Raw genomic sequence first — 18,354 nt, 5'->3', positions numbered from 1 at the left:
CGACGCACAAGTCCTTGATCGACGCGGCGGGCCCGGCGGGCGGCGCGTAATCCAGCGTGGGAGCGCTCTCACGAGCGTAAGAGTCGGCGTTCGTAACGTTCTGAGAGCGCTCTCTTGACAAGACCGAAACGAGCGACGACTCTCCTGTGAGAGCGCTCTCAGGGAGCGCGTGCACGGAGAGGGGCACCCATGCGCGTCACTTCCCGCGGTCGCCGGTTCACGGCCGTGGCCGTCGCCGTCACGACGGCGACCTTGCTAGCCGCCTGCGGCGGCGACGACGAAAGCAGCAGTGGCGATGGCGGACCGATCACGTTGACGGTCGACGTCTTCGGCCAGTTCGGATACGACGAGCTCTACCGGCAGTACGAGGCGAGCCACCCCAACGTCAAGATCGTGGAGCGGGGCACCGGCAGCAACCTCGATGAGTACTCCCCAAGCTCACCCAGTGGCTCGCCGCCGGGAAGGGCGCCGGCGACGTCGTCGCCATCGAGGAGGGCCTGCTCGTGGAGTACAAGGCCAACCCCGGCCACTTCGTGAACCTGCTCGACCACGGCGCCGCCGAGCTCAAGGGCAACTTCATGGAGTGGAAGTGGAACCAGGGGCTGACCGCCGACGGCAAGCAGCTGGTCGGGCTCGGCACCGACGTGGGCGGCATGGCGATGTGCTACCGCAAGGACCTGTTCGAGAAGGCCGGCCTGCCCACCGAGCGGGACGCGGTGTCCAAGCTGTGGCCGACCTGGCAGGACTACATCAAGGTCGGTGAGCAGTTCAAGGCCAAGAACACCGGGGCCGCGTTCCTCGACGCCGCCACCAACACGTTCAACACGATCGTGCTGCAGTACGCCGGCGCCGCGAGCGGCTACCACTACTACGACACCAACAACAACCTCGTGGTGGACAGCAACCCGGCCGTGCGGCAGGCGTGGGACACCACAATGGACATCATCGACTCCGGCCTGTCCGGCAAGTACGGCGCCTGGTCCGACGAGTGGGTGGCCGCGTTCAAGCAGGCCAAGTTCGCCACGATCGCGTGCCCGGCGTGGATGACCGGCGTCATCGAGGGCAACGCGGGCGCAGGCGCCTCCGGCAAGTGGGACATCGCCAGCGTGCCCGGCAGCGGCGGTAACTGGGGCGGTTCGTTCCTCGCCGTTCCCAAGCAGGGCAAGCACCAGGCCGAGGCGGTCGAGCTGGCCAAGTTCCTGACCAGCCCGCAGGGCCAGATCGGGGCGTTCAAGGCGAAGGGCCCGCTGCCCTCGTCGCCGCAGGCGCTCGACGACCCGGCGGTGACCGGAGCGACCAGCGCGTACTTCAGCAACGCGCCGACCGGTCAGATCTTCGGTGCCGGTGCCAAGAGCCTCAAGCCGGTCTACATGGGACCGAAGAACCAGGCGGTCCGGACCGAGGTGGAAAACGCGGTGCGCACGGTCGAGTTGGGCAAGCGCAGTCCCACAGACGGCTGGAACGACGCCGTGACCAACGCGAAGAAGGCTGCGGACAAGTAAGTGGCCACCAGCCTAAAGATCCGCACCGAGCCCGGGACGCCGGTCACCCACCGGCGTCCCGCGCCGCGACATCGGCTGAGCCGGCTGGACATCAAGCTGTCGCCGTACCTCTACATCGCGCCGTTCTTCGTCCTCTTCGGAGTGTTCGGCGCCTACCCGCTCGGCTACACGCTGTGGGTCTCGCTGCACGACTGGGATCTGCTCGCCGAGGACCACCCGTTCGTGGGGCTGGCGAACTACTCCGAACTGCTGGGCGACGCCGACTTCTGGAACGCCGTCGTCAACACCCTCGGCATCTTCGTCATCTCCACCGTGCCCCAGCTGTTGCTGGCGCTGTGGCTGGCGAACATGCTCAACCGCCAACTCCGCGCCCGCACGCTCTTCCGGATGGGCGTACTCATCCCGAACATCACCTCGACGGCGGCCGTGGCGATCGTGTTCGGCCAGCTCTTCAGCCGCGAGTTCGGCCTCATCAACTGGGCGCTGGACCTGGTCGGCATCGACGCGATCGACTGGCGGGCCAGCCGGCTGGGGTCCTGGGTCGCCATCTCCACGATGGTGGACTGGCGCTGGACCGGCTACAACGCGCTCATCTTCCTCGCCGCGATGCAGGCCATCCCCCGCGACCTGTACGAGTCGGCCGCGATCGACGGGGCCCGGCCGGCAAGGCAGTTCTGGTCCATCACGGTGCCGATGCTCCGGCCGACGATCATCTTCTGCGTCATCATCTCCACGATCGGCGGCCTCCAGCTCTTCACCGAGCCGCTGCTCTTCAACTCCGGCACCAACCCGATCCGCGGCGGGCCGACGCGCGAGTCACAGACCATGACCATGTACATGTTCGAGAACGCGTTCGCCCCCAACTTCAACTTCGGGTACGGCGCGGCGATCGCCTGGATGCTCTTCGCGCTGATCGCGATCGTGGCCGTCGTCAACGTTCTGATCATCCGAAGGGGAGGTCGGTCGACGTGAACGGCGGGCTCTGGAAGGGCACCCGGCTGACGTACGCGGCCCTGGTGGTCGCCTGCCTGATGTCGGTGTTTCCGATCTACTGGATGTTCGTGGTGGCGACCCGGTCCAGTGACGCGATGGGCGAGGTGCCGCCGCCGGTCACCCCGGGCGGCAACCTGCCGGGCAACGTCGACAACCTCTTCGGGAACGCCGACGCCCACTTCGTCACCGGCCTGCTCAACTCGGCGATCGTGGCCGGCTGCGTGACCGTGTCGGTGGTGCTGTTCTCCTCGCTGGCCGGGTTCGCGTTCGCGAAGCTGCGCTTCCGGGGGTCGAACGCGCTGCTCCTGGTGATCATCGCGACCATGATGGTCCCCACCCAGTTGGGCATCATTCCGCTGTACATGCTGATGACCGACCTCGGCTGGAACGACCGCCTCCAGGCCGTCATCGTGCCGGCCCTGGTGACCGGCTTCGGCGTGTTCATGATGCGGCAGTACGCCGCCCAGGCCATCTCCGACGAGCTGATCGAGGCGGCCCGGGTGGACGGCTGCGGCACGTTCCGGGTCTTCCGCAGCGTCGTGCTGCCCGCGCTGCGGCCGGCGGCCGCCGTGCTGGGCCTGCTCACGTTCATGACCACCTGGAACGACTTCCTGTGGCCGTACGCGGTGCTCAACGACCCGGAGAACCCCACCGTGCAGCTCTCCCTGCGCGCCCTGTCCAACGGCTACTACCAGGACATGTCGCAGGTCTTCACCGGTACGGCCGTGGCCACGCTGCCGCTGCTGGTCGTGTTCATCGTGTTCGGGCGGCAGATCATCGGCGGGATCATGGAAGGCGCGGTCAAGGCGTGACCGCTGCCCGCGAACGCCCGACGCTGGAGGAGGTGGCGCGGCGGGCGGGGGTCTCGCGCGCCACCGCCTCCCGCGTCGTCAACGGCTCCACCACCGTCGCACCGTCCATCCAGGACGCTGTACGCCGGGCGGTGCGCGAGCTGGGCTACGTGCCCAACCTGGCCGCCCGCAGCCTCGTCACCCAACGCACCGAGTCGATCGCGCTGGTCCTGCCGGAGACAGCCACCCGGGTCTTCTCCGACGATCCCCTCTTCCCCGGCATCGTGCGCGGCGTCAGCCAGGAGTTGGAGGCGGCCGAGCGGCAGCTCGTGCTGATGATGGCCGGCTCGGCCGCCAGCCACGACCGCATCGAGCGGTACGCCATGGGCCGGCACGTGGACGGCGTCATGTTCGCCTCGATGCACGGGATGGACCCGCTCCCCGGCGTACTGGCCCGGATCGGCATGCCCACCGTGTGCAGCGGCCGCCCGCTGGCCGCGACGGCGAGAGTGCCCTATGTGGACGTCGACCACGGGGCCGGGGTGGCGAGCGCGGTACGCCATCTGGTGGCCGGCGGGCGGCGGCGGATCGCCACAATCGCCGGACCGCAGGACATGGTCGCCGGCATCGACCGGCTGGCCGGCTACCGGACCGCGCTGCGGGAGTCGCGAAACCGGTCCATCGTGGCGGTCGGCGACTTCACCCGGGAGTCGGGCGCGGTCGCCATGCGCCAGCTCCTCGACGACGCCCCCGCGCTGGACGCCGTCTTCGTCGCGTCCGACCTCATGGCCGACGGCGCGCTCCGTACGCTCCGCGAGGCCGGGCGGCGGGTGCCGCACGACGTCGCCGTCATCGGCTTCGACGACGCCGAGTTCGCCCGGTACACCGACCCGCCGCTCACCACCGTCCGGCAGCCGATCATCGAGATCGGCCGGGAGATGGTGCGCCTCCTGCTCGCCGCCGATCCCCGAGCTCGGTCATCCTCCCCACCGAACTGGTGATCCGCGCGTCGGCCTAGGGCACGTCTTCCAGGGGCAACAGCACCGTGAACGTGGTGTCGCCGGGCGTCGAGGCGACCCGGATGTCGCCGCGGTGCTTGTTGACCACGATCCGGTACGAGATGTCCAGGCCGAGCCCGGTGCCCTCACCCACCGGCTTGGTGGTGAAGAACGGCTCGAAGATGCGCGGCCGGATGTCCGGCGGCACACCCGTGCCGGTGTCGTGAATGGACACCGCGACGTGGTCGCCGTCCAGCTCCGTGCGGATGGTCAGCGTGCCACGCTCGCCCATCGCGCCGAGCGCGTTGTCGATCAGGTTGGTCCACACCTGGTTGAGCTCGGCCGGGTACGCGGGGATCTCCGGCACCGTAGGGTCGTACTCCTTGACCACCGTGACGTCCGGCGGGATCTTGGCGGTGAGCATGACCAGCGTCGAGTCGAGCAGCCCGTGCACGTCGACAATCTGGTGCGGCGCCCGGTCGATTTGGGAGTACTGCTTCGCGGCGCCGACGAGGGCCGAGATCCGGGAGACCGAGTCGTCGATCTCGCCCATGAGCAGCTCGGTCTCGATCGTGTACGCCAGCCAGCTCACCGCCGCCTGACGGTCGCTCTCGTCGACCGCCTCGGCGACCAGGTCCAGCCAGGCCACGTTCGCGTCACCGGCGACGAGCGTGGCGGCGTGGTCGTACTCGAAGCCGGGCGACAACCCGCGGTCCTCCAGCCACTCGACCACCGCGTCCTCGGCCTCGGTGGTCTCCAGCGGGGACAGCTTCGGCGGATTGGCCGCCCGCTTCACGGCCGTCTCCTGCAACTCGACCAGCCGGTGCAGCTGCTTGACGTTGATCTTGCCTTCGGCGATCATCGCCAGCTTGTGCCGCATGCCGGCGACCTTGTCGCGCAGGGTGGCGGTGGCGCGTACGGCGGCGGAGGCGGGGTTGTTGAGCTCGTGCGTCAGCCCCGCCGACAGCGAGCCGAGCGCCAGCAGCCGCTCCCGCTCGCCGGTCGCGGCCTGGGTGGCCCGCATGCCGAAGAAGAGCCCCTCCAGCATGTGCATCGCCATCGGGAACCACTTGCGCAGGATCTGGCCGAACTCGCCCGCCGGCAGCTCCAGCACCCGCACCGGGGTGACCGGCACCATCGTGTTCATGTAGCGCTGCGGGACCCGGTCGCCGAGGTACGCCTGGGTGTTCCCGCCGTACACGCCCTTCTGGTCGGTGCGGCTGACCTCCACCTCCTGGCCGTGCACCAGCCGGGTCAGCGCGACCGCGCCCTCCAGCAGCACGACGAAGCAGGTCGCGTCGTCGCCCTCGGTGTAGACCTTCGCGGGCGGCTCGTACTCGACCACGGTCCCGTGCTCGACGATCCACTGCAACTGGTCGTCGGCCAGCGCCTCGAAGAGGAACAGCTCGCGCAGCTCATCCTTAGTGATCATTGGCTCTCCAGATACCTGTGCACGAGCGTGACCGCCATCGCGCCCTCGCCCACCGCCGATGCCACCCGCTTGACCGAGTTTGCCCGTACGTCGCCGGCCGCGAACACCCCGGCGATGCTCGTCTCCAGGTGGTACGGGTCGCGGTCGAGCCGCCACCCGGCCGGCCGCTTGCCCCCGATCACCAGGTCCGGACCGGTCACGACGAAGCCCTGCCGGTCCCGCTCGACCATCCCGTCCAGCCAGCCCGTGTGCGGCTCCGCGCCGATGAACACGAACAGCCAGGACGCGTCGACCTCCCGCGTCTGTCCACTGTGGCGATCGCGCAGGGTCAGCCCCTCCAGGTGCTCCTGGCCGTGGCCGGCGACGACCTCCGTGCAGGTGTGCACCTGGATGCGCCCGATGGCCTCGATCTGGTCGATCAGGTACGCCGACATGGACTGGACGAGGGACTCCCCTCTCACCACGAGGTGCACCCGCTGGGCGTACCTCGAAAAATAGACCGCGGCCTGGCCGGCCGAATTGGCCCCGCCCACGATGTAGACATCGGCGCCCGCGCAAGCGGGTGCCTCGGTGGCCGCAGATCCATAGTAGACACCGCGACCGGTCAGCTCGGCGAGCCCGGGAACGGCCAGCAGCCGGTACGAGACGCCGGTGGCCAGGATGACCGTGTGCGCGGCGATCTGCGGCCCGCCGGCGCAGGTGAGCACCCGGGCCGAGCCGCGCACGTCGAGGCAGGTGACGTCCTGCGTGGTGAGGATCTCGGCGCCGAAGCGCTGCGCCTGCCGGCGGGCCCGGTCGGTGAGCTGCGCGCCGGAGACCCCGTCCGGAAAGCCGAGGTAGTTTTCGATGCGGCTGCTCTGGCCGGCCTGGCCGCCGGTCGCGCGGCGCTCGACGAGCACGGTGCGCAGGCCCTCGGAGGCGCCGTAGACGGCGGCGCCCAGCCCGCCCGGCCCGGCGCCCACGACGGCCAGGTCGTAGAAGTCCGCGGCCGGGGTGGTGGTCAGGCCGACGTGCGTGGCCAGCTCGGCCTCGCTCGGCCGGACCAGCGACTTGCCGTCCGGCGTGATCACCAGCGGGATCTCCGACTCGGTGCTCCCGGCGGCGGCGAGCAGCCGGCGGCCTTCCGGCTCGTCCGACAGATACCAGCGGTACGGCACCATGTTGCGGGCCAGGAAGTCGCGGATCTCGAACGACTCGGCCGACCAGCGGTGCCCCACCACCCGGGTGTCCGTCTCCGGCGACGCCGGGGTGGCCCGCCACGCCTCGATCAGGGAGTCGAGCACCGGGTAGAGCTTTTCCTCCGGCGGGTGCCACGGCTTGAGCAGGTAGTGGTCGACGTCCACCAGGTTGATCGCGTCGATCGCGGCTTCGGTGTCCGCGTACGCGGTCAGCAGCACCCGGCGCGCCAGCGGGAAGAGGTCCATGGCGGCTTCGAGGAACTGGATGCCGTTCATCTGCGGCATCCGGTAGTCGGCGAGCAGGACCGCCACCTGCTCGCCGCGCAGCTTGATCTCCTTGAGCGCGTCGAGCGCCTCGCCCCCGGAACTGGCCCGCACCACGCGGTACTCCTGCCCGTAGCGACGCCGCACGTCGCGAGCGACGGCTCGGGACACCGCCGGGTCGTCGTCGACCGTCACGATCGCTGGGTTGGCCATGGTCCCAATACAACCACGCTCAGGCTTCGAGTCGCTCCTCGCGCGTTTTCTCCCACCGCTCCAGCAGCTCGAGCATGCCCTCCTGGATGAAGATGTAGAACTCGTACATCTCGGCGAGCCGGGTGCCCGCGGCCGACTCGCGGGAGCCGACCGCGCCGAGTCCTTCCTGCACGAGGTCGGCGATCTTCTTGTACGCGCCGCCGCGGACCGCACCGGCGGTGTACCACGGGTCGGCCGGGAGCCGGTAGTGGTCGCTCCGCGAGCCAGCGACCGGCTCGCGGACAGCGAAGTTGACTTGCAGCAGGTAGCGCACGGCCCCGGAGACGGCGGCCGCGCTCACCCCGAGCTGCTCCCCGATCTCGCCAGCGGTGAGCCCCTTGGCGTCGGTGACCATGAGGACGGCGAGCACCCGCGCCGGCATCCGGGGGAAGCCGAGGTCGTTGAAGGTCATCGCAAAGTGCTCAACGAAGCGGCGAACCGCGTCCTCGTCCCGCTGATTTTCCATGGTTCACCACCTTGTGAAGGTCACGATACGCGGTCAGGTTGCCAGGTCGCGTCGCCGGAAGAGAGCCAGACCCGCCGCTGCGAGCGCCAGCGCGACGGCGGCCAGGGCGAGCATTGGGCCCGCTGACGCCTCGGCCGCCGGCAGCGCCGGGACGTGGGCGAAGGGCGAGAGGTCCCGGACCGCCTGCGGGAGGTTGAGCAGGTCGCCGAGCTGGCCCAGGATCAGGCTGAGTGCGAGGGCGGCCCAGGCCAGCCCGATCGACAGCCGCGGCAGCAGCCCGAACGCCGCGACCGCGAACCCGGCGAAGATCAACGCCGCGGGCAGCTGCACGACCGCCGCACCCGTCATGTCGGCCAGCTTGCCGGCGGTGTCGCCGGTGCTCACCCCGTACACCAGGCCGGTGCTGACGCCGGCGAGCAGCAGGAGCACGGCCGCGCCCCCGACGGCGATCGCCAGGTGGCTGCCCAGCCAGCGCAGCCGGCCGGTGGCGGTGGCGAGCACGGCCTCCCCCGCCCCGGTCTCCTCGGAGCGCAGCCGCAGCAGGGCCTGGACGACGTAACCGGCGGTCAGCGCGCCGAAGATCCCCATCATCGCCGCGAAGTAGGTGTCGGCCAGGGAGCCAGCCGCGCCCCCGGCGAGCTTTTCGATCGTGTTCGCCGCGCCCTCGTTGTCGAGGAACGCCTGCTCGACGGTTTCGCCGACCGAGCCGACCGTCGCGCCCAGCACGGCCACGCCGACCGCCCAGCCGATGAGCGTGCCCCGCTGCAACCGCCAGGCCAGGCCGAGCGGGCTGAGCAGCGCCGGCCGGCCCGTCGCCGGACCCGGCCGGGCCGGGATCATGCCTATGCCCACGTCGCGGCGGGCGGTGAGAGCGAACGCCACCCCGACGCACGCGGCAAAGAAGACCAGCGGAAACGCCAGCACCCACCACCGGTCCCCGGCGAACGGGCGCACGTGCTCGGTCCAGCCGATCGGCGACAGCCAGGACGGCCACGCGCTCACGATCGAGTACCCGTTGGCCTGCACGTCGCCGAACGCGTCGGCGAACCCGCGCAGGAAGTACGCCAGGCCGATCACCGCGGCGGCGATGCCGTTCGCCGCCCGGGACGTCTGCGTCACCTGGGCCGCGACCGCCGCGATGCCGGCGAAGGCCAGGCCGGTGACCCCGACCGCCGCGCCGGCGGCGACGGCCCCCGCCGCGGGCAGCCCATAGCCGATCAGGACGAGCGCGAGCAGCATTCCGAGTACGGCGTTCGCGCCGGCGACGACCACGAGCGCGGCGGTCAGCCCGGCGCGCCGCCCGACCACGGTCGCGCCGACCAGCTCCGAGCGGCCGGTCTCCTCGTTCTGCCGGGTGTGCCGGACGACGGCCAGGGTGCTCATGAACCCCGCCAGCACCGCCAGGAACGTGAGAATCTGGAACATCGCGACCGCGCCGACGGTGACCTCGGTGGGGGCGGCGCGGAAGATCAGGATCGTCGGGTTGTCGACGACCGTGCGCAGCACCTCGACGCGGTCGGCCTCGGTCGGGTACTGACTCTTCGCGGCCGAGACGGCGGTGACCAGCATGAGCGTCGTGCCGAGGATCCAGAGCGGCAGTTGTACGCGGTCGCGGCGGACCGCCAGCCGGGCCAGCCGCGCGGTGCCGGTGTACGCGCTCATCGGACGGCCGCCAATTCGTCGCCGTAGTGGCGCATGAACAGCTCCTCCAGCGAGGGCGGGGCGCTGGTCAGCGCGCGCACCTCGAACCGGGTCAGGTGGCGCAGCACGTGGTCCAGTTCCTTGGCGTCCACGTCGAACTTCGCGCGCGTGGTGTCCAGGTCGGCGTCGTGCACGCCGGGCAGCTCCACCAGGCCGGTGATCGGGTGCGTGGTCTCCACCTTGATCGTCGTACGGGTCAGGTGGCGCAGGTCGGACAGCGTGCCGGACTCCACCGTGCGGCCCTGCCGGATGATGCTCACCCGGTCGCACAGGGCCTCCACCTCGGAGAAGATGTGGCTGGACAGCAGCACCGTGCGGCCCTCCGCCTTCACCTTCCGCACGCAGTCCTGGAAGACCGCCTCCATCAGCGGGTCCAGGCCGGACGTCGGCTCGTCCAGGATGTAAAGCTCCACGTCCGACGCGAACGCCGCGACGACCGCCACCTTCTGCCGGTTGCCCTTGGAGTACGCGCGTGCCTTCTTGCGCGGATCGAGCTGGAACCGCTCGATCAACTCGTCCCGGCGGCGGATGTCCAGACCGCCGCGCAGCGCCCCGAAGAGGTCGATGGCCTCCCCGCCGGTCAGGTTGGGCCACAGGTTCACGTCCCCCGGCACGTACGCCAGCCGGCGGTGCAGCGCCACCGCGTCCCGCCACGGATGCCCGCCGAGCAGGCTCACGTCGCCCGCGTCGGCGCGCAGCAGACCCAGCAGTACGCGGATGGTGGTGGACTTTCCGGCGCCGTTCGGACCCAGGAACCCGTGCACCTCGCCGGTCGCCACGGACAGGTCGAGCCCGTCCAGCGCGCGGGCCCGGCCGAAGGTCTTGACCAAGCCGGACACCGAGATCGCAGTAGTCATACCCGCGAACCTACGCCCATTTCACAACTTTGTGAAACCTCGGAAGCGTATGAATCTCGTCAAGACCCGCCCTCCCCCGCCGTCCCCGCCTTTCCCCTCTCCCCGCCTTCCCCTCTCCCCGCCTTCCCCTCTCCCCGCCTTTCCCCTCTCCCCGTCGATCAAGGGCATATGGCCGTGGTTTGATCTCCGATCCACGACCGTTTGCCCTTGATCGGCGGGGAAATCCTTGATCGGCGCGCGCCTAGGGCGGCGGGATGCGGACGTGGGCGCTGCCGCGGGAGGACCACGTCCGAGCGCAAGATCCCACCGCGCCCACGAAGTCGCTCGGGGCAGGCGTGAGTAGGGCGCCCTCAAGGCCGGGTAGTTAAGGATTCCTGGGCGCTGTCAAGCCGCGCGGCTGATCGCTTGCCCAGCGTTGGAGCCGACGCCAGCCTGCGGTGATCATGAAGTTAGCGGCAGGGAAAAGGGCTCTCCCCGGGCGTCAACTTCATGATCACCACAGGAGCCGGGTCACACCGTCCGGGTGATCGGGAACGGCGCGGTCACCTGGCCCTGATGGCACCCCCGGTCACCGGATAGCGCACAACAGGGGCGCCCTCAAGGCCGCAACATCAGGGGGCCGGTGCGGACGTCAAGGCCGCGACGACGAGGCGGGGTAGATCTAGACGAGGTACGGCTGACATCGAGCCCTAACTCGTCTAGATCTACTGCCAGCTTCGACTTGGCTAAGGGGTGGGCCGGGCCTGCACCCGGATGTATCCGATATAACCGGCCGCTGGATCTGGGTCCACCCACCGGGCCGGTGATGTGATCGACGGCGGGCCCGACGTACGCCGCGACCGTGGCGAACAGTTGCCCCTGGAAGGGCAACTTCTCGACACAGTCACCAAAGTCGAGGGCGACGGCCGCGTCACATCAGCGCTCGACATGGACCTGATTCCCTTAACCACCCGGCCTTGAGGGCGCCCCTGTACATGCCATGGCGGGCATGGGGGCGCCCTACTGGGGCGAGGACGCACGCGCACCACCCACCCAGCCCGAGCCCACCGATCAAGGACTTCCACGCCGATCAAGGGCATACGGTCGTGGATCGGAGATCAAACCACGGCCATATGCCCTTGATCGACGCACAGGAGGGGCACGGGACGGGGCACGGGAGGAGGGCGGGGGTTAGGGGACGACGTTGCCCAGTCCTGAGGCGACCAGTTCGTCGCGGATTACGGCGGCGTCGCCCTCGACCACCAGGGTCAGCCCGCTCGGGTGCAGGTGCGTGGCGGCCGCCGCCGAGACCGTCTCGACGTCCGCCTCCAGGAGGGCGGTACGCAGGTTGGCGTGGTAGTCGTCGGGCAGGTCGTGCACCACGAGCGTGGCCAGCGCGCTGGCGATCGCCCCGGGCGTCTGCAACTCCACCGAGAGCTGCCCGGCCCGCCAGGAGCGCGCCACCGCCAGCTCCGGCTCGGTGATCCCGCCGGCCTGCGTACGGGCGATCTCCCCGACCGTGTCGATCAGGGCGGGCACCGTCACCGCGGTCTGCACGCCGGAGCTCACCAGGAACCGCCCGAACCGCCGCGACTGGCCGAACTCGCCCCGGATGCCGTACGTGTAGCCGCGCACCTCGCGGATGAGGTGGTTGAGGCGGGACGTGAACGCGCCGCCGAGCACGGTGGCGGCCAGCGTCATCGGCACGTAGTCGGGGTGCGACCGGTGCACGGCGGCGTGACCGAGCCGCAGCGTCGACTGCACCGAGCCGGGCCGGTCCACCAGGATGATCCGGCGCTCGGCGCGGGTGGCCACCGGCAGCGGCCCGCCGGCGCCCGCCACCGGCGTACCGGCCCCGGCGAAGACCGCGGCGCCCAGGGCGTCGAGGTCGACCGCGCTGAGGTCGCCGGCCACCAGGAGCGTGCCGGGCTGGCCGAACCAGTCGCGGTGGTAGCCGACCACGTCGTCGACCGAGACCGCCGCGACCGAGTCGGGGTCGCCGTGCAGGGGACGGCCGTGCCGCTGCTCCGCGCCGAAGATGTCGGCCCGCAGCGCCGCCTCCGCCCGCGGCCCCGGGTCGGCCCAGTCCATCCGCAGCGCGGTCGCCTCGTCGTCGCGTACCCGGGCCACGTCGTCGGGGTCCAGGCGCGGGGTCCGCACCGCCTCGGCCAGCAGCGCGACCGCGTCCGCCAGCCGGTCGGTCGGGGCCTGCACGCCCACCCGGAACGAGTCCCAGTCGACGCTCGCGAACAGTTCCGCACCGAGCCCTTCCAGGGCCAGCGCGTACGCGGTCGAGTCGCGCGCCGTCGTACCCTCCTCAAGGGCCTTGGCCACGACGGAGGCCACGCCTTCGCGCCCGGACGGCTCGCGGCCGGCGCCGGCGTCGAGCAGCAAGGTCGCGACGGCCAGCGCCTGACCCGGGAGGTGCGCGGCGACGACCCCGCCGCGCCGGATGACCTCAGGAAAATGGTACGGCCGGGCCGCGCCCGCCCCCGGACGCTCGCTCACCAGGGTCATCAGGACTCCTCGGGTACGTAGGAAAGGGTGACCCGGGTCTCGGGACGCAAGACTTCGGCGGCGACCTCGGCCACGCCGGCGAGCGTGACGGCCTGCCACGCCGGGAGCCGGTCGCCCGCGCTCGCCGCGTCGCCGAACTGGGTGGCATAGCGGCTCAGCGTGTCCGCCCGACCCGCCACAGTGGACATCTGCCGCCACCACATCGTGGACAGCAGCGCCTTGGCCCGGTCCAGTTCCTCGGCGGTGATGCCGGCGGCCAGCTCGTCGACGACCTCGACCAGGCCGTCCTCCAACTCGGCGGCGCTGACCCCGTCGCGGGCGGTCGCCGTCACGATGAGCGGGGCCGGGGCGTGCGCGAGGTCGACGCCGTACGCGGACACGTAGTCCGGCTGGGCGAGCCGCGCGCCGTCGGCGAGCCGCTGGTAGAGCCGGCTGCCGCGGCCGGTGCCCAGCGCGATGGCGAGCACCGTGACCGCGTCGTACGCCGGGCTGCCGAACGGGTGCGTGCGGTGGGCGAGGTAGACCCGCGGCGCGGGCACCTCGGCGACCACGTCCTCGCGTACGGCGGCGGTGGCCGGCGCGGGCGCGGTGCCGTCCGGGGCGGGCGGGATGTCGGGCCGGGCCGGGAGGCCACCGAAGTACTTCTCGGCGAGCGCGAAGACCTCGCCCGGCGCGGCGTCGCCCACCACGGAGAGGACCGCGTTGTTCGGCGCGTAGTACGTGGTGTGGAACGCCGAGAACGTGGCCAGGTCGGCCGCGTTGAGGTCGGCCATCGAGCCGATCGTGGCGTGGTGGTACGGGTGCCCGGACGGGTACAGCAGCGGGAGCAGGCGCAGCCAGGCGTCGCCGTACGGCAAGTTCTCGTACCGCTGGCGCCGCTCGTTCTTGACCACTTCCCGCTGGTTGTCGAGCGTTTCCTGGGTGAGCGCCGGCACCAGGCCGCCCATCCGGTCCGCTTCGAGCCACAACGCCAGCTCCAGGTGCTCGGCCGGCACGGTCTCGAAGTAGTTCGTGCGATCCGGGTTGGTGGTCGCGTTGAGCGAGCCGCCTGAGCCCTGGATCAGTCGCATGTGCTCGGTCTTCGCCACGTGCACCGAGCCCTCGAACATCAGGTGCTCGAACAGGTGAGCGAAGCCGGTCTGGCCATCGGGCTCGTGGCGCGACCCGACGTCGTACCAGAGATTGATGGCGACGACGGGTGCGGTGCGGTCCTCGCTGACGACGACGCGGAGGCCGTTGTCGAGGCGGGTGGTTTCGATTGGCCACGGGTAGCCGGTGGACGACATGCGCTCGACGGTAACCGATCTACAGCAGCCTGAGGTCGCCGGTCACCGCATCCACGTCCGGCGCGGCGGCCGGGCCGATGCCGACGCACGTGAGCGTGCCGGCGGCGACCTGGGTCAGGCCGCGGTCGCGGACCGGCGCGACGGGCAGGCCGGCCGCTTCGGCCCGCGCGCACACGTCCGCCAGCTCGGCCTCGCCGGGCACCTGGAGCACGACCTTGGGCATGCCGTCGGCCCGCCAGCCCTCGACCCAGGCCGGGCGCATCCGGTACGCCTTCTCCACTCCGAGTACGGCCGCGTGGGCGGCTTGCGCTGCGATCTTGCCCGCACCCATCCCAAGATCACGGCGCACGACGATCACCTGCTTGAACGCGAACATCGGTACCGGATACTACGGGCATGCTGTGTGAGCCGTACCTGCTCGATCCGCGGCCGGACGGGATCCACGTGGTCTGGCACACCGAGCTTCCCGGCTCCGCACACTTCGTGCTGGTGGGCCCCGGCGTCGCGGAGATGTCCGACGAGCAGGCCCGTACCGCGCCGAGCGAAGGGCCGGGCTGGCGCCGGTTCGCCGCGACCACCCACGCGATGAGCCGGACCCGGGAGGACCAGGAGTCGTCGGTGCCGGGCCGGACGTACGCGGGCGTGACGCGCCGGGCGGTCTACCGGCAGCTCGCCGCGGTCACCGGGTTGCCGGCCGGGCGCACGCCGTACCGGGTGGTGTCGGACGGCACGGTCACCCCCGTCTACACCCTCGCCCCCGCGGTGCCGCCGGACCAGCCGGTACGCCTGCTGCTCAGCAGCGACCACCAGCTCAAGCCGATGGTGCCGGCCAACCTGGCGAAGGTCGCGGAGACGGCGGGCGTGGCCTTCGACGGCGTACTGATGGCCGGCGACCTGGTGAACGCGCCGGACCGGGCGAGCGAGTGGTTCGACAGCACGGCCGAGCCGGCGTTCTTCCCGACGTTCGCGCGGATCCTGCCGCACTCGCCGCTCTTCCCGACGATCGGCAACCACGACGTGATGGGCCGCTGGTCCGACACGGCGACGCTGGACGAGCAGTTCAACGACCCGCAGCCGGACGACTGGGACGTCACCACGTACGAGGAACTGTTTCCGGTGCCACGCAGCGAGCAGGGCGGACCGCGCTGGTGGTCTCGCACCATCGGCGACGTGCACGTGATCTCGCTCTTCGTGACGCAGGTGTGGCGGCCGCCGGAGCTGACGGGGCGGGGCAGGTTCCAGGAGGCGCGCGAAGACGTCGACACCCCGGACCGGTGGGGCTACGGCCAGTTCATCTTCGAGCCGGTCACCCGCGGTTCGCGCCAGTACGCCTTCCTCGCCGCCGAACTGGCCGCCACGGCCGCGCGCCGGGCCCGCTACCGGGTGGTCATGTTTCACCATCCCAGCCACGGGCTGGGGCACGGGTCGGTGCCGCCGTACACGGATCCGATCCCGGTCAGGCGCGACGGGACCATCACCTACGACTACCCGCTCGCCGACGACCACATCCTGCGCGACGTCGAGCCGCTGGTGTCCGAGGCCGGCGTCCACCTCGTCCTCAACGGACACTCCCACGTCTGGAACCGCTTCCGCAACGCCGCGGGCGTGCACTGGCTGGACACGTCCAATGTGGGCAACAGCTACGGCGCGTTCGACGTGACGTCCGGCTTGTCGCGCGGCATGCCGCCCGGGTACGTCCAGCAGGGCGACCCGGGCGGTCTCACCCCGATCGTGCCCACCCTCGCCCCGCTGCGGAACGCCGACGGGGTGCCGCTGCCGTACGTGGCGAGCAACGACATCACCGTCTTCTCGCTGCTCGACTCGGCCGCCGGCGTGGTGCGCTCGTACCGCCACGACACCCGCCAGCCCGACTCCCCCGCCGTGCTCTTCGACGAGTTCTCACTCCGGTAGCGCCCACTCCTCCACGCCCGCGGGAATGTCGACCGGATCCTGGCCGGGGAGTTGGACCCGCCACGGCGCCGGTGCGCCGGTACGGCGTACCCGGGTCCCGTCAACCGTGAAGCTGGCCGCCACCTCGCCATCGAGCGCCGGGACGTCCACCCTGGTCCCGTCGACCGGTGAGAACAGCCGCAGCGTCACCCCGTCGGCGTACGCGTAGTCCGGCCGGTCCTCGCGCGCGCCCCACGGCAGCATGGTCCCCGGGCGCACGTACACGGGCACCGTGTCGAAGCCGCAGGTCTCGGTGACCCAGCGCGGCCCCTCGACGACCTCCCCGGTGAGCAGGTGGGTCCACCGCCCGGCCGGCACGTAGTACCTGGTCTGGCCGGACGCCGTGAAGACCGGCGCGACCAGCAGGCTGTCGCCGAGCATGTACTGCCGGTCCAGGTACGGGCACGCCGGGTCGTCGGGAAACTCCGCCACCATCGGCCGCATCACCGGCACGCCCTCCCGGTGGGCGGTGACGGCCGCGCCGAAGAGGTACGGCATGAGCCGCGCCTTCAGCCGGGTGAACGCCCGCAGCACGTCCACGGCCTCGTCGTCGAAGAGCCACGGCACCCGGTACGTCGAGTTGCCGTGCAACCGGCTGTGCGAGGAGAGCAGTCCGAAGGGGATCCAGCGCTTGAACACGGCCGGATCGGGTCGGCCCTCGAAGCCGCCGATGTCGTGGCTCCAGAAGCCGAAGCCCGACATGGCCAGGGACAGCCCGCCGCGCAGGCTCTCCGCCATGGACTCCAGTGTGGACTCACAGTCGCCGCCCCAGTGCACCGGAAACTTCTGCCCGCCCGTGGTGGCTGAGCGGGCGAACAGCACCGCCTCCCCGGCACCCCGGTGCTCGCGCAGCAACTCGAACACGGTCTCGTTGTAGAGGTAGCTGTAGTAGTTATGCATCCGCTCCGGGTCGGCGCCGTCGTGCCACACCACGTCGGTCGGGATGCGCTCGCCGAAGTCGGACTTGAAGCAGTCCGCGCCCATGTCCAGGAGGGCGCGCAGCTTGCCGGCGTACCAGTCCCGGGCCGCCGGGTTGGTGAAGTCGACCAGCCCCATGCCGGCCTGCCAGCGGTCCGTCTGCCAGACCCCGCCGTCCGGCGTGCGCACGAGGTAGCCGGCGGCGGCACCCTCGGCGAAGAGTGCCGACCGCTGGGCGATGTACGGGTTGATCCAGAGGCTGATCCGCAGTCCGCGCTCCTTGAGGCGCTTGAGCATGCCCGCCGGGTCGGGGAACGTGCGCGGGTCCCACTCGAAGTCGCACCAGTGAAACTCGCGCATCCAGAACGTGTCGAAGTGGAACACCGACAGCGGCAGGTCGCGCGCGGCCATCCCGTCGACGAACCCGGTCACCGTCTCCTCGTCGTACGACGTGGTGAACGACGTGGTCAGCCACAGCCCGAAGGACCACGCCGGGGCAGCGCGGGGCGCCCGGTGAGCGCGGTGTACTTGCGCAGGATCTCCTTGGGCGTGGGCCCGTAGATGACGAAGTACCGCAGCGCCTCGCCCGCGACGCTGAACTGCACCCGGGAAACGGCCTCGGAGCCGACCTCGAAGGACACCAGCCCGGGGTGGTCGACGAACACCCCGTACCCGGCGTTGGTGAGGAAGAACGGCACGTTCTTGTACGCCTGCTCGCTGCTCGTGCCGCCGTCGGCGTTCCAGATGTCGATGGTCTGGCCGTTCTTCACCAGCGGGCCGAAGCGCTCACCGAGGCCGTACACGCACGTGGCGACGCCGAGCCCCAACTGCTCCCGGACGTAGCGCCGGTCGCCGTCCTCGATGAGCGCCATCGCCTTGTAGCCGCTGGCGGTCAGCACCTGCCCGCTGGCCAGGAACTCGACCCGCCAGGGGTCGCGCTGGAACCGGACGGACAGGGACCCCGACGTCAGCGACAGGTCGTCTACGGACGCGACACCGTCCACGGTCGACAGCGCGAAGTGCGGTCCCGGCGATACGCCACCGGAGAAGTGCGACACCGTCACCCCGATGACGTCGGGCAGCGGCGCCGAGGCCCGCACCGTCACCAGTGGACGGTTCAGCGTGTCGCCACGGCCCTCGATGCGGGCGGTGGGCGCGTACACGGTGAGCGAGTCGCCGTCCGCGATGAGGTCGTGCACCTGCGCCGGGTAGAGCGGCTGTACGCCCTCGCGCATGTGCCAGTAGCCGTCGGTGAACTTCAACGGTGCTC

General features: G+C 70.8%; 13 protein-coding genes and 2 pseudogenes. 5 read left to right on the top strand and 10 right to left on the bottom strand.

Annotation, left to right across the window (positions count from 1 at the left end):
* Positions 1-189: 189 nt before the first annotated feature.
* The 4 genes and pseudogenes from Prum_RS26130 to Prum_RS26115 all read left to right on the top strand — a co-directional run bounded on the left by Prum_RS26130 (position 190) and on the right by Prum_RS26115 (position 4,304).
* Positions 190-1,502: pseudogene (locus tag Prum_RS26130) on the top strand (ABC transporter substrate-binding protein).
* 18 nt (positions 1,503-1,520) lie between these two features.
* A complete protein-coding gene (locus Prum_RS26125; RefSeq protein WP_173084159.1) occupies positions 1,521-2,474 on the top strand; it encodes a carbohydrate ABC transporter permease in 954 nt (317 codons plus the stop codon).
* 59 nt (positions 2,475-2,533) lie between these two features.
* Positions 2,534-3,307 carry a carbohydrate ABC transporter permease gene (locus Prum_RS26120; RefSeq protein ID WP_173084156.1) on the top strand — a complete coding sequence of 258 codons (774 nt, stop codon included), beginning with the start codon at positions 2,534-2,536 and terminating at the stop codon, positions 3,305-3,307.
* A pseudogene (locus Prum_RS26115) lies at positions 3,304-4,304 on the top strand (LacI family DNA-binding transcriptional regulator). Before Prum_RS26120 ends, Prum_RS26115 begins: the two are co-directional and overlap by 4 nt.
* Here Prum_RS26115 and Prum_RS26110 read toward each other — a convergent pair.
* The 8 genes from Prum_RS26110 to pth2 all read right to left on the bottom strand — a co-directional run bounded on the left by Prum_RS26110 (position 4,301) and on the right by pth2 (position 14,592).
* On the bottom strand, positions 4,301-5,716 hold the full coding sequence (locus Prum_RS26110; protein WP_173078892.1) for an ATP-binding protein: 1,416 nt from the start codon (positions 5,714-5,716) through the stop codon (positions 4,301-4,303). The pseudogene Prum_RS26115 and the gene Prum_RS26110 sit on opposite strands and share 4 nt — an antisense overlap.
* Positions 5,713-7,371 (bottom strand): NAD(P)/FAD-dependent oxidoreductase, encoded by a 1,659-nt coding sequence (locus Prum_RS26105; protein WP_173078891.1) that lies wholly within the window; start codon positions 7,369-7,371, stop codon positions 5,713-5,715. The genes Prum_RS26110 and Prum_RS26105 overlap by 4 nt, the downstream gene beginning before the upstream one ends.
* A 19-nt stretch (positions 7,372-7,390) precedes the next feature.
* On the bottom strand, positions 7,391-7,876 hold the full coding sequence (locus Prum_RS26100) for a GbsR/MarR family transcriptional regulator (protein WP_173078890.1): 486 nt from the start codon (positions 7,874-7,876) through the stop codon (positions 7,391-7,393).
* A gap of 33 nt (positions 7,877-7,909) precedes the next feature.
* Positions 7,910-9,538, bottom strand: coding sequence for an ABC transporter permease (locus Prum_RS26095; protein ID WP_173078889.1), 1,629 nt, complete (start codon positions 9,536-9,538; stop codon positions 7,910-7,912).
* Complete coding sequence (locus Prum_RS26090) at positions 9,535-10,434, bottom strand: ABC transporter ATP-binding protein (protein WP_173078888.1); 900 nt, start codon at positions 10,432-10,434, stop codon at positions 9,535-9,537. The genes Prum_RS26095 and Prum_RS26090 overlap by 4 nt, the downstream gene beginning before the upstream one ends.
* Positions 10,435-11,604: 1,170 nt before the next feature.
* On the bottom strand, positions 11,605-12,930 hold the full coding sequence (locus Prum_RS26085) for a M16 family metallopeptidase (protein WP_173078887.1): 1,326 nt from the start codon (positions 12,928-12,930) through the stop codon (positions 11,605-11,607).
* Positions 12,930-14,216: a M16 family metallopeptidase gene (locus Prum_RS26080; RefSeq protein WP_173078886.1), complete on the bottom strand. Its 1,287-nt coding sequence runs from the start codon at positions 14,214-14,216 to the stop codon at positions 12,930-12,932. The genes Prum_RS26085 and Prum_RS26080 overlap by 1 nt, the downstream gene beginning before the upstream one ends.
* Before the next feature lie 19 nt (positions 14,217-14,235).
* Entirely contained in the window at positions 14,236-14,592 is a 357-nt protein-coding gene (gene pth2 / locus Prum_RS26075; RefSeq protein ID WP_173078885.1) for a peptidyl-tRNA hydrolase Pth2, read from the bottom strand.
* A 20-nt stretch (positions 14,593-14,612) separates the two neighbouring features.
* On the opposite strand from pth2, the gene Prum_RS26070 reads away from it, so the two are divergent.
* On the top strand, positions 14,613-16,127 hold the full coding sequence (locus Prum_RS26070) for a metallophosphoesterase family protein (RefSeq protein ID WP_173078884.1): 1,515 nt from the start codon (positions 14,613-14,615) through the stop codon (positions 16,125-16,127).
* Here the strand turns inward: Prum_RS26070 and yicI are convergent.
* Complete coding sequence (yicI, locus tag Prum_RS54545; protein WP_308785438.1) at positions 16,116-17,555, bottom strand: alpha-xylosidase; 1,440 nt, start codon at positions 17,553-17,555, stop codon at positions 16,116-16,118. The genes Prum_RS26070 and yicI overlap by 12 nt on opposite strands.
* Positions 17,552-18,346 (bottom strand): hypothetical protein, encoded by a 795-nt coding sequence (locus tag Prum_RS54540; RefSeq protein WP_308785376.1) that lies wholly within the window; start codon positions 18,344-18,346, stop codon positions 17,552-17,554. Before Prum_RS54540 ends, yicI begins: the two co-directional genes overlap by 4 nt.
* Positions 18,347-18,354: the final 8 nt, after the last annotated feature.

This window comes from Phytohabitans rumicis (assembly GCF_011764445.1).
GTDB lineage: Bacteria > Actinomycetota > Actinomycetes > Mycobacteriales > Micromonosporaceae > Phytohabitans > Phytohabitans rumicis.
The sequence above is the reverse complement of the archived record's forward strand: the minus strand, read 5'-3'. Positions and strand labels throughout refer to the sequence as shown.

Excerpts from the sequence above, each read along its gene's own strand:
- pth2 (WP_173078885.1), bottom strand. The coding sequence starts at position 14,592 with ATGTTCGCGTTCAAGCAGGTGATCGTCGTGCGCCGTGATCTTGGGATG.
- Prum_RS26080 (WP_173078886.1), bottom strand. The coding sequence starts at position 14,216 with ATGTCGTCCACCGGCTACCCGTGGCCAATCGAAACCACCCGCCTCGAC.
- Prum_RS26100 (WP_173078890.1), bottom strand. The coding sequence starts at position 7,876 with ATGGAAAATCAGCGGGACGAGGACGCGGTTCGCCGCTTCGTTGAGCAC.
- Prum_RS26090 (WP_173078888.1), bottom strand. The coding sequence starts at position 10,434 with ATGACTACTGCGATCTCGGTGTCCGGCTTGGTCAAGACCTTCGGCCGG.
- Prum_RS26095 (WP_173078889.1), bottom strand. The coding sequence starts at position 9,538 with ATGAGCGCGTACACCGGCACCGCGCGGCTGGCCCGGCTGGCGGTCCGC.
- Prum_RS26085 (WP_173078887.1), bottom strand. The coding sequence starts at position 12,930 with ATGACCCTGGTGAGCGAGCGTCCGGGGGCGGGCGCGGCCCGGCCGTAC.
- Prum_RS26070 (WP_173078884.1), top strand. The coding sequence starts at position 14,613 with ATGCTGTGTGAGCCGTACCTGCTCGATCCGCGGCCGGACGGGATCCAC.
- Prum_RS26105 (WP_173078891.1), bottom strand. The coding sequence starts at position 7,371 with ATGGCCAACCCAGCGATCGTGACGGTCGACGACGACCCGGCGGTGTCC.
- Prum_RS26120 (WP_173084156.1), top strand. The coding sequence starts at position 2,534 with ATGTCGGTGTTTCCGATCTACTGGATGTTCGTGGTGGCGACCCGGTCC.
- Prum_RS26110 (WP_173078892.1), bottom strand. The coding sequence starts at position 5,716 with ATGATCACTAAGGATGAGCTGCGCGAGCTGTTCCTCTTCGAGGCGCTG.